The 12,229-nt window shown below is 35.1% G+C and carries 8 protein-coding genes; 2 read left to right on the forward strand and 6 right to left on the reverse strand.

Going from position 1 to position 12,229, the window contains the following annotated elements; all coding sequences use genetic code 11:
- Positions 1–22 precede the first annotated feature (22 nt).
- The 6 genes from AC5YGG_RS02895 to AC5YGG_RS02920 all read right to left on the reverse strand — a co-directional run bounded on the left by AC5YGG_RS02895 (position 23) and on the right by AC5YGG_RS02920 (position 9,342).
- The gene (locus AC5YGG_RS02895; RefSeq protein ID WP_496142912.1) at positions 23–1,876 is read right to left on the reverse strand and encodes an alkaline phosphatase family protein; all 1,854 of its coding nucleotides are present in this window, start codon (positions 1,874–1,876) and stop codon (positions 23–25) included.
- A gap of 451 nt (positions 1,877–2,327) precedes the next feature.
- Positions 2,328–2,996 carry an HAD-IA family hydrolase gene (locus tag AC5YGG_RS02900; RefSeq protein WP_496142913.1) on the reverse strand — a complete coding sequence of 223 codons (669 nt, stop codon included), beginning with the start codon at positions 2,994–2,996 and terminating at the stop codon, positions 2,328–2,330.
- Positions 2,997–3,002: 6 nt separating this feature from the next.
- Positions 3,003–4,157 (reverse strand): TIGR03364 family FAD-dependent oxidoreductase, encoded by a 1,155-nt coding sequence (locus tag AC5YGG_RS02905; RefSeq protein WP_496142914.1) that lies wholly within the window; start codon positions 4,155–4,157, stop codon positions 3,003–3,005.
- 14 nt (positions 4,158–4,171) lie between these two features.
- Positions 4,172–5,467 carry a DUF5690 family protein gene (locus AC5YGG_RS02910; RefSeq protein WP_496142915.1) on the reverse strand — a complete coding sequence of 432 codons (1,296 nt, stop codon included), beginning with the start codon at positions 5,465–5,467 and terminating at the stop codon, positions 4,172–4,174.
- Positions 5,468–5,476: 9 nt separating this feature from the next.
- A complete protein-coding gene (locus AC5YGG_RS02915) occupies positions 5,477–8,302 on the reverse strand; it encodes a TonB-dependent receptor (RefSeq protein WP_496142917.1) in 2,826 nt (941 codons plus the stop codon).
- Between the two features lie 470 nt (positions 8,303–8,772).
- Positions 8,773–9,342: a helix-turn-helix domain-containing protein gene (locus tag AC5YGG_RS02920; protein WP_336964614.1), complete on the reverse strand. Its 570-nt coding sequence runs from the start codon at positions 9,340–9,342 to the stop codon at positions 8,773–8,775.
- A gap of 369 nt (positions 9,343–9,711) precedes the next feature.
- On the opposite strand from AC5YGG_RS02920, the gene AC5YGG_RS02925 reads away from it, so the two are divergent.
- The gene (locus AC5YGG_RS02925; protein ID WP_496142919.1) at positions 9,712–10,419 is read left to right on the forward strand and encodes a response regulator transcription factor; all 708 of its coding nucleotides are present in this window, start codon (positions 9,712–9,714) and stop codon (positions 10,417–10,419) included.
- A gap of 3 nt (positions 10,420–10,422) precedes the next feature.
- Positions 10,423–11,826: a HAMP domain-containing sensor histidine kinase gene (locus AC5YGG_RS02930; RefSeq protein WP_496142921.1), complete on the forward strand. Its 1,404-nt coding sequence runs from the start codon at positions 10,423–10,425 to the stop codon at positions 11,824–11,826.
- The last annotated feature ends 403 nt before the right edge of the window (positions 11,827–12,229 follow it).

A 12,229-nucleotide genomic window follows, 5' to 3' on the forward strand; every position in this document is an offset into this window, starting at 1 on the left:
TAAATCTAATTGTTTTACTGTTTTATTTCTTGATAAAAGCCTTCGTTTGAGACTTTTTAATTCCGTTCAGTTTAATAAAGTACATACCTGCCGGAAGACTTTCAATATTGATTTTCTCGTCATATTGACCATTGGATGATCTTAAGTTTTTTGAAAATACAAGTGATCCTTTAGCGTCTATAATTTCAGCTTTTACCTCTCTGTCTCCTGATTGAAAACTGATATCAATCTGTGTGGAAGCCGGATTCGGATATATTTTAAAATCTTTATCATTTGTTCTTGTTTCTTTCGTTGCCAGAACACCATTTGAGCATACCGGAATTCTGTTAACACCATCAATTCCCCATGAAGATTGTACCGGAATGCAAAGCCAGTTCAATACCGTTGGAAAATGATCTGTTTCTCTTGTTGTGGAAGTATAATCATAAATTTTGAAGATATTCGTAGTATTTGCGGTATAAGTTGGAGTTCCTGTAATATTCATATTATTCGCATTAGGGCTTGAATCAGATAAAGTATTTCCAGCAGTTTCATTGCATTTCCAATTTGCCAATAACTGAGAATAATAAGGATGTGATGGCGTAATATCCTGGTTTGCCCAGTTGACAATAACATCATTTGGAAGTGCAGATTTCCAGATTCTGATATCTTTGTAAGAAGCAGCAAGTGTAACGTTATAAATATTCGTTCCATCCTGATTCAATGTTAAAGGCAGTAAAGAATCAATATTTCCGATGGTATTCATTTTCGCAAAAGTAACCGGAGCGCCGTCCTCGTATAAGGTAACAAGACCATCTCTGTCAAAGCTTGCCGCAATATGTTTCCACTTGTTTGTTTCCAGCTTTCCGCCTACAAGATCAATTCGGTTGGTACCATCCCCAATATTCATTTTAAAGGTTTGTCCTGAATATCCGGAGAATATAATTCCTTTGTTTTTTCCGTTCGCCCAGTTTTTATTTCCGATAAATACAGGATCGCCTGAATATGCAGCATTCGGTTTTACCCAAAATTCAATCGTAAAATCCTGATTTGCTCCAAAATTGAAAGAGCTTTGGTTCGCAGGTTTTGCAAAAGTTGTTGCAGGAAGGGTTAATTGATTAAATGTTGTATTGGATTCAAGGACTGTCTTACTGATCTGCTGAGGTGTAAACCCCGGATTGGAATAGATCGTAAAAATATTTCGCTCAGAAAGATTTCCGCCACCATGCGAGCTGTCTACAGCCCCATGATCTGTTGTTAAAACCACCAGCCAATCCTCATTATTGTAATTAGCTCTGTTTTTCATGGCATTCACAATTTCGCCAATATAAGTATCCGTGGTTTGAATAGAAGAAATATATTGAGGTACCGCTGCCGAAAATCCATACGAATGTCCTGCGTGATCCACATCATCAAAATCTACAAACAGAATATCCGGATTATCATTCTGTAAAGCATTTACAGCTGCATTTTTCACCGCAAGATCGGTAGCAAGATTAGTTTTTACATCGGCATTCTGTACGATTTTATCATTCACCGGAGCCCAGTGAGCAAGGGAAATCGTTCTCAGATTAGGATTGTAGCTTTCAGCTCTGGTTAAAAAATCAGGATAATTAATATAATTCGGATTGGTAAAATTATTGTCCTGCACATTGTGTTTGGTATGCCATACACCGGTAAGCATGGTGCTCCAGCCGTTTCCGCTCCAGGTCGTAGCTGCGCATAATCCATCAAGAGAATAAATGGACTGGGAGATGAGGTTTTGAATATTAGGCGTATTTGTAGTCATCATCACATCTGCACGACAACCGTCGATACCGATAAAAAGGACTTTTTTGGTCTGAGCTCCAAGGAAACAGCTCATTACAACAGCCATTGAGAATAGTTTTGTTTTCATGGGATAAAGGGTTTGAAAGTAAAAGTTTACAAATAGTAATTTATTTTTAATAATTGTAAAATTAATTTACTATTTGTAAACAAGTGTGAACTGAAAATTAATTAATTGATAATTAAAAAGATGTCTTGAGATTGAAATGCGAATAACCTAATATTATTTATAACTATAAGTTTATTAATTGTTTAACATTTTAATTGTATTAAATGAGATACTTTGCATATAGAAATATACTTAAGAAGTAAGAGATTTTTAAAATTGACAAATAGTAAAAAAGATTATAGTTCAAAATGAAAGTATCTAAACTATGCAAAGGCAAATATTTCAATCGAGAGAGTGATAATTCCCCTCCTCCGGAGGGGGGCAAATCGTAGATTTGACGGGATGGTTAGAGTAGTAAAAAAGACACAAATGCCTGATAAAAACATTTGTGCCATAAGTATAAAGCAAGTATTTAAAGAATATTTTCCGCTTCGGAAATAGTATTAAAAATATAATCTGGTTCAGCTTTTTCCAGTTCTGCTCTGCTCTGAGCACCTGACAACACAGCGATAGTCAATCCGCAGCCAGCATTCTTTCCCTCTTCAATATCAATCACGGAATCTCCGGCTTTCAATACTTTTTCAGGCTCAGTAATATTGAACTTTTTCATTGCCAGATTGATCATTTCCGGGCTTGGTCTGCTTTCTGAAACATCATCCGCGGTGATCAACGCATCAAAATGTATACTTTCCTTCCATTGTAGCTTATCCAAAAGCTGTTGGGCGATTTCAGAAGTATAACCAGTGTTAAGCACCACTTTTTTATGCTGAGCTTTCATTGTAAGGAGAAAGTTTTCAGTTCCGTTAATCGGTTTTACATCAAGATTCCGGTAAGCATCTTTTAATTTGATAGAAAATTTTTTAAAAATAACTACAGCATCTTCTTCATTTCCATTGATTTCCTTTAATAAACTGGCGATTGCCTCCAGCTTTTCCATTCCGGCACAAGTGATAAGGACCTGTTCAAGATTCACCTGATAGCCATGTTCATTCACTGCTTCGGTTAATGTTTTATAAACCACATTATCTTCATTCACCGTAGTTCCAGCCATATCCAGAACCAATAATTCTATATTTTTCATTGAAATTTATGCGTAAATTTTTTCTATATTAAACTTTGAGAAGCCCCCGCTTCCTGTCATTCCTTTTCCACCGATTCCCGTTACAATATGAATATTCAGTGATGGGTTATGTTCAAAAATATCTTTCGTTTTACATTGAGAATATATTCCAAACCACCTTCTCTGGATCTCATAGGTTGGAAGATCGATGATTTTCTTCGCTTCATGAATCATGAATTCATCAATTTCCATATTTAAATCAAAACCCAGATCATCAGCATTTTTAGCATCGGCATATTCGTGGGAATCTCCAAGAATGATGGAACCATCCAGTGCCTGTTTGAACAATATATGAACTCCAAACTTTTTCTCAAAAGAATTCGGATCTTCTAATGATTTGATTTTCTGGAAAGAAGGACATTCACTGAATGATTCATATCTTCTGATAGAAAGTCCTGTAAGAATATTTCCCTGAAGAGAATAAATTCCCTGAGGTTTGGTTTGAAGCATCTGAAGTTTGCTCACTTCAAGGTCGCTTTTATTGAACACATTAGGGTATAATGTTTTGAATTCATGCCCGCCACAGATAATGATTTTTGAAGCTGTAAATTCCTCTCCATTTGCAGTGACCGCTGTACATTTCTGATCATCTTCATGAGTTTCCACAACAGTTGTATTATAAATGATCTGTAAGCCCATTTTTTCCTGCAAAAGCTTATGAAGCTTTACAATCATATCTGCTGAATCTACAGAAAGTTCCTGAGGAAAGAATAATCCACCTTTGCAATAATCAGAACGGAGACCGTCATACTTCTTGATACAGTCGTTTTTGGATAATAGTACAGATTCGTAATCATTATTCCTGTTGATTTCATACAGCTCTTCAATCAGCTGAAGTTCCTCATCATTGGAAGCGATGTAAACAGATCCGTTTTGTCTGATGGTAAGATCTGCCTGAGTATGAAGTTCATTATATATTGCAAGACTTTCTCTTCCGAAATTTTGCCATTTAAGATCCATTCCGGAAGGAACTACCTGTCCGAAATTTCGTACGGTGGCGCCCTGAGGTAAAGAATTTCTTTCCAGTAAAGCTACTTTAAGATTTCTCTTCAGTGCATGATAAGCGTGGAATGTTCCTAGAATTCCGCCGCCTACAACGAGTAAATCAAATTTTGTTGTCATTGTACTATAATTTATTAGATTTTCGAAGTATCGAAATTGATATATTGATTAGAATTTGAATTAGGTTTTGCCTTCTTCCTGAAAGCTAAAAATGCAGTGATAGAAAGGATTAAAACACTAATTGTGATAATATAATTCAGGCTGATGTAGAAATTTAGCCACGAAGTCTGAGCCGAGCCGAAGTTTTTATAAAGCAGAATCAACACACTTCCCAGATATCCGAATGAATCTACAATATAGATCAGAAAACCTACATTTCCTTTAATATCAAAGGCGGCGATCATCCTGTCAAAATAAATTCCATTGAACGGAATATAACAGATGTACATCCCAAATCCGGAAATGGTCATCCATAAAAAGGGAGATAATGCATTCTGCTGAAATAAATAGGTAGAAAGTCCTACGGTTAGAATCCCTGCAAAAAGAATATAATGATAGTAAGTAAAAGCCTTTTTATTATTTTTTACTTTAACCATAAAGCTAAGGATCAGAAGAACCATGATGGCAATCGGAATTTCAGTAAGGGTAAAAATAGAACTGTCAAAATTAAAATGAAGCCCATCCCAGATTTCACGATTGAAATTATCCCTGAAATCCCTTAAAACAGTTAGACAGATATATAAGAAGATAATGCAGACAATCGGGACAAAGAACTGCTGAACAAGTGCTTTTCTTTCTTTACCATTTAGAGGCTGTCTTTTACTTTTAAGCATCACATCTTCTTCACTAGGCTTGGGAATTCTCTCCAAAAGAAGTCCGAATAAAAGTAACGGAATAATAAAAATTAATCCCGCGGAAAAAGGCATCCAAAATTCTGAAACAGCAAAAGTATCCATCAAAAACTTTCCTACAGATTTGGTAAATCCTGAAGAAACCACAAAGCTTGAGCAAAGAAAAAGACCGATGATTTCCGTAGTTTTTCGCCCTTCAATATATGAGAATACGATGCCCCAGATCATTCCCAACGGAATTCCGTTCAGAAACATAAAAAGAATGTTGTAAGGAGCAGGAACTATTGCAAATCCTAGTAATGAAAGCTCTGCAATGGCTATAAAACAGAATAAATAGGTCAGTCTTTTTGCTGGTTTTAATTCAGAAATAAATTTAATTCCTATAAACTTTGAAATAAAATAGCCTACAGCCTGTGCAATGATGATGAGTATCTTATAATCAACCCCAAAATAAGAAAGTCCTTCAAAAGAAGCAACGGTAAAAGGTTTTCTGAAGCCGTACATGCAGAAGTAGACCCCAAAGGCGGCAAAGGCAGCCTTTAGTGTTACTAATGTTTTTTTATTGATAGTTCTGTCCATGATGATGGGTTAGAAATTCAGTTTTATTCCAAGGTTACATCTTACTCCGTAATATTCTACCTGCTCAGGGCGGTCTTCGCTTTTTCCGAAGTGGTAGATAAGAGGTTTGTTCAGAATGTTATTGATATCCATATACAATCCCAAATTTTTGGTAAACTGATAAGAACCTCCAAAGTCTAAGCTGCTGTATTTTCCGTAATAAGAATCATTAATATCGGTTTCTGCATATTCCACCGCATATTTTCCTTTATAGTTGTAGGCAATTCTTGCATTGAATCCTTTTTTCTCAAAGAACAGCTGTACATTGTACAATTCTTTAGCCTGATAGGGAAGGGCTACCTTTCTTCCGCTTGGTTTTTCCATTTCGGAAGTCATAAAAGTTGCATTCACCTGAGCACCGAAATATTGTAAGAAACCTGGTAAGAAGTCAAATCTTTTATTGATTCCTAATTCAATACCTCCTAGCCATGCCGCATTTCCGTTGTTAGGAGCTGAAAACTGTACCCCGTCCATTCCGTTATAATTCCCGATAAAAGAATCCTGAAAGATCGGATCTGTAATGGATTTATAGAAAACGCCGCCACTCAGAATCCCTACATTTGAGAAATAGTATTCTCCCATCAGGTCAAAATTCAATGAATAGGTTGGATTAAGATCAGGATTTCCACCTTTGAATTCATTATCCGCTTCAATATAAGTTCCTCCTGGTGTTAAATCTCCAAAATTAGGTCTTGAAAAAGTTCTTGTTGCAGCAAAACGAAGATTGGTTTTATCATTTAAAGTATATTTTACATGAAGCATTGGAAGAACAGCAAGGTAATTTTTGGTATGTTCAACAGGTGTCAAAACATCATCAATTACATTATATCCTTTTACTTTTGTATGGGTATTAGACAACCTGATTCCTCCTAAAATAGTGATCTTATCATTTAATTTATAAGTTCCCATTCCATAAGCATCCGCATGCTTTTCAAAAACATCAAAATTCCTTCCTAATGCCTTATTATATTCTAATGCTTCAGAATCAGCAGTGTTGATTTTTAAATTTCCGTTATTGTCGTACCAGAATTGGTTCATCCCTCCGGTAGAAAGCACGGGACCAAAAGTATTCCCGATATGAGCGTTCATTTCGCTTAAATACTTCCTTCCGTTTGGCTGAGTAGCAATAAATTGAGAATAATCTGAAAGAAGAGGTGCTGTTCCGTTACTCCAATTGTAGAAAATATCAGAGAACTTTGCATTACGTTCTTTATCTCTGTATTTGAAACCGTATTTTAAGATCAGCTTATCAGATGCATTGATCTCATGATTGAAACCTGCTACAATTTTATCCTTTTCCTGTACAAAAACCTTGTAAAATTCAAGATCGGTAAACCTCATTTGTGCAGCATCCATTTTAAAATCCGGATTGCTGTAGAAACCAAATAAAGCTTCAGGATTTTTATAATCTAACTTTCCACCATCTGCCTTCCAGTAAGCTCTCGGACCATTTCCACGATCAGACATATAATCCGGATTGATGCCTACTCCCGATTGAGTATATTTAATCACATAATAAGAATTGTTCTGCTTGTCCGGAATATTTCCATATTTAAACTGATTATCATAATAAGATAAATCCCAGTCGATTTTACCTTTATTTAGATTGTGAATTCCACCTAATGAAACTGAAGTAAGCTGTGTAATCAATAAATTATGAATATTCTGAAGCTCTACTCTCGCTGTATTATTAGCAGAACTGAATTTATCAAATCTTACTCTGTGCTTATAATGCGTTTCATCATCGGATAACGTTCCATACATTCCTTTTAAATACAATGTATTTTTAGGAGAAAGTACATATTCAAATGCTGCATTGATTCCGGTTGTTTTTCTTACTCCGTTATAATCACGAAGTTCCATTCTGAAAACCCCTTCATCGCCGCTTCTTCTTGCCTCAAAATTATCCGTAGACCAGTTTCTGATGAAATGTGCAAAATTGAATAAATATCCAAATCTTTTATCCTTTGTTCTGCCACCATACAATAACCCCAAGTTATATACACCTTTATCAGCTTTAGCATTGTAACCGCTTCCTAATGTGGCTTTAAACTCCGTTTTCATAGGAGGTGTTTTGGTAATAAAATTCACCCCGCCACCAATTCCATCAGCTTCAAGATCAGGGGTAAAAGATTTGTTGACATGAACATAGGAAATTAATTCCGTAGGGAAAAAGTCGAAGGCTGTAGCTCTGGAGGTGGTTTCTTCTTCCGCGGTTGGCAGCCTATTTCCATTGATGGTTGTAGATGCCCAGAACGGTGGAAGTCCTCGTAAAGAAACGAATCTTCCTTCTCCCTGATCTCTTTCGATAGAGACACCCTGTACACGCTGTACGGTTTCTGCTGCATTTCGGTCCGGTAGTTTTCCAATTCCGTCAGAAGCAATGACATTAGTAATATTGATAGCATTTTTCTGGATATTTAAAGCTCTTGCCTCAGTATTCTTTAAAGTTCCGGTAACTACAATTTCATCGATATTCTTTCTCGGTTGAGATAATTTTATCGTTCCAAGATCTACCGTTTCATCAGATTTTAAAATGACATTAATATCAGTGGTTTCGTACCCGATATAGCTGATTTGTAGATTGTATTCTCCCTCTTTAATATCATTGACAGTAAATTTTCCGTCAATATCAGTGGTTATATTCCTGGATAAGCCTTTTATTTTGACTGTTGCGCCGGGAAGTGGCTGGCTGTCGTCAAGAACAGTTCCTATAATTAACTGCTTTTGCGCTGAAACAAAAACGATGAAACAGACAAAAACAAGGGTAAGTAATTTCTCTAATTTTGTTTTCATTTTTACATATATTAAATTTTTTATGCAAATCACGCTAATAATTTTAATATATATAAATATTTGGTGTTAAGTATTGTTTAACAAATCAAGGCTGTTTATTACCCAAATTTTACTTTCTGAATTTTAACTGATGTGAAAAATAAGTAGAATGATTTTTAAATAAAAAGCTTATTTATAGGATGTTGTAAATTGATTGGATCTTGGTTTTCTGACTTGGAATTTTCCGTTTGATTATGATTTCTGATTAACATATCGTTCATTTTAACCAAAAATGAAAAAACTAAAAGTTTACAAATAGTAAACTTTTGGGAGAAAAGAATGTTGTTGCTACAGATAAAAATAAATTTTTTGCCAAGGATTCACGAATATAATAAGCCAACATTTTAAAAATTAAGTATAGCTACATAAGCACATAGAAATCATTCTCGCATTAGTGGCTAAAAAACAATAAACTTTGTATCTGATAAAATCTAAGCAGTATAAAAATAAAGAACAAGCATCACACAGCTTTCATTACTGATGCTTACCGGAACGTGTGGAAACTTTCCATTAAAATATAAAGAATCACCTTCTTTCATAATGACTTCCTCATTATCAATGATGTATTTTACTTCGCCTTTCAGAATATATTTGAATTCCCAGGCATCTGTAATTACTTTTTCCCTTTTGGAATTGGGCTCAAGAGTAAGCAAAACGGCTTCAAAACCTAAAGAATGCAGACTCTTGCTGAAGATATGCATATATTTAAAGCCTTCAGCTTCAACTTCTTTCTCGATAATCTGCTGGCTCTCCTTAGGAACATAAATAAATTTTGCATTGGATTTTTTCTCTACACCTTCAAAGAAGTAGCTGGCATCAATATCCAGAGACTGGATCAGGTCCAATAAAACAGGAAGAGAAGGAATTGTTCTTCCATTTTCAATACGGGAAACAAGACCATTGCTCACATTGGCTCTGAAAGCCAGTTCGTTAATGGTAAGATTGTTCTTTTTTCTGATATCCTTTAATCTCTTTCCGATGCCTATTAAAAAATCATTCATGTGTATTCAATGAAAGGCAAAGGTAATATTATTCTATATAGGTTGTATGGCAAAACGAGGAATTCACGAAAAGGTAAAATGATGAAAAGAAAATATAAACGCAAGGATCGCAAGCCGATTAATGATGGTGTATTATTTTTTGATCTGTGGCACTTCGTTCAGCTAAGGATGCTGCCGTCGTAAAGTGAAACGCCTTTGCGCACGTTTATGAGTATTGTTTTTAAATTCTTTGCGTACATGGCGTTAAAAATACCCGTCAGTTCTGCATAGTCTTCAAAAAACATTCCGCTTCCAACTTAAAAAGCTTTTTCCCTAACACTTCCATCCCAATAAAAATTCCTTATTTTTGTAAAACTCCTTATTTCATTTATGAAAAAAATTATTCTTATTGAAGACGAAACAAGCGTTGTATCTTTTATTAAAAAGGGACTTCAGGAAAACGGATACGAAATTTCCGTAGCTTTTGATGGGCGAACTGGTGTACAACTTGTGCAAGCCAACGACTTTGATTTGGTGATTTTAGATATTATGCTTCCGGAAATGAACGGATTAGATGTCTGTAAGGAGATAAGAAAAACTAACCAAAGTGTTCCGATTTTGTTCTTAACAGCATTGGGAACTTCTGAAAATATAGTGCTCGGTCTGGAAAGCGGGGGAGACGATTATCTGGTGAAACCTTTCAAATTTATTGAGCTGGTAGCCCGCGTAAAATCTCTTTTACGAAGAAGCAACAACAGCGGACCTCAGGAAACAGCAGAGCCGGAACCGGATAATGAACATGTCTTTCAGTTTTCTGATCTTATCGTAAATGATTATACCAAAAAGGTTACCCGTGGAGGTGAAGAAATAACACTTACTTCAACAGAATACAAATTGCTGCTTTATTTCCTCAATAACCCAGAAAAGGTCATCTCCAGAGCAGAAATACTGGATGCTGTCTGGGGAGTAAATTATGAACTCGGAACCAATGTGGTAGATGTTTATGTAAATTATTTAAGGAAAAAATTAGATAATCAGGATGATAATAAATTGATTCATACGGTGATAGGTATGGGGTACGTTTTGAAAAAAAATTAATGGATGTTTAATAAAGTGATTACAAATCAGACCAAAACAATGGTGCTTTTAATGTTGGTTTTTACCGCCATTATTCTGTTGTTCAGTGGTTTGGTTTACTTTTCTATCGTTAATTTTTCACACCAAAGATTTTATGAGCTTCTGAAGATCCGTACAGCAACTATTGTTCAGATTGAAAAAAGTAAAGATCATTTGGATCTGCCGGAAAATTATATTCTCAGCAGTCTGAATGATGAAGAGCTTCCGATGGAAAAAGACTATGTTTTTGCTGTTCCTGCAGACTCTAATTTCAAAAAAATTTCCAAAGAAGTTCATATCCCGGATTACTTTTTTAAAAATATACTTAAAAAAGGAGAAGATAACTTTAATGATAAGGAGTTCTACTATATAGGTCAGAGCTTTAAATATGATGACAAAGATTATATTGCCATTGCTTCTGCCAAAAACCATTATGTAATCTATTACCTTGGATTTCTGAAAAGAACATTGCTTACCTGTATCGTATTGTCGTTGTTCTTCAGTATGATATTTTCCTTTTACCTCTCTAAAACACTTTTTAGACCCATTCTTAAAATTACAGGAAAAGTAAAAGAAATAAGTTCAGAGAACCTTCATCTCCGGCTGGAATCTCAACCTGATAATAAAGAACTAAACGAGCTGGTAGATACCTTCAATGATATGCTCAACAGGATTGAAACCTCTTTTGAAACCCAAAATCATCTGATCGGAAATGTTTCTCATGAGCTGAGAACACCTTTGACGTCCATCATGGGAGAGGCGGATGTTGCACTTTCTATAAGCAGAACCCCTGAAGAATATAAAGAAACATTAGAAATCATTTTGGATGAAGCTGAGAAACTTGATAAAAAGATTAAGGCATTGCTCATGATTGCCCAAACCGGATTCGATGGGAAAATCCAGAAAATGGATAAAGTAAGAATTGATCAGCTGCTTTGGGATGTAATCGAGACACTTAGAAGAATTGATACCAGAAATAATATCTACCTGGATATCAATATGCTTCCTGATAATCCCAAAAAACTGAAAGTACAAGGGAATGAACAGTTACTTCATCTTGCAGTTGCCAATATTATCAGTAATGGCTGTAAATATTCTAATTTTCAGCAGGTAAAAGTTTCTCTTGGAGCTACAGATACAGATGTTTACATCATTATAAAAGATAACGGTATCGGAATACCTCAGGAAGAAATGAATAAAATCTATGATCCGTTTTTCAGAGCTTCCAATACCAATAATTACGAAGGCTACGGAATAGGGCTTCCTTTAGCACGAAACATCGTAAGAATGCATCATGGTGAATTGATTGTCACTTCTAATGAAAATCATGGGACAACCGTACAAATGCGTTTTCCAAACTTTTACAGTACACAAAAAGAAACCGTGTAAATCTGAACATAAATCCTTTTCTTAAATAACCATTTTTGAAATTCTTTAATTTTCTTGCGCCTTTGTGATCTCCAAACAACAATCGGAAAACACACATATCAGCCAAACAATTTCTGTTTTGAAATGAAAGCGTATTTCGTTGGAAAATTGAAGAGGTGCAAGAATATATTATAGTATATTTTCTGAGGCGAAGATTTTATCGAAGATAGAATTATATACCGTTTTTAGATTAGCCACTAATACACGAATAAATCATTCGTGTATAGTAGCTTAAAATCTTAATATAATACTTGACAACCTACGATTTTATATGATTTTGCTTACTGCTGTTTTCTCCATATTAATACCTGTTAACAATTTTCTAATCTCATTTTAATCTCTTTAATGACATTTTAATTCCGTT

It is taken from the genome of Chryseobacterium sp. CS2K3 (assembly GCF_059515185.1).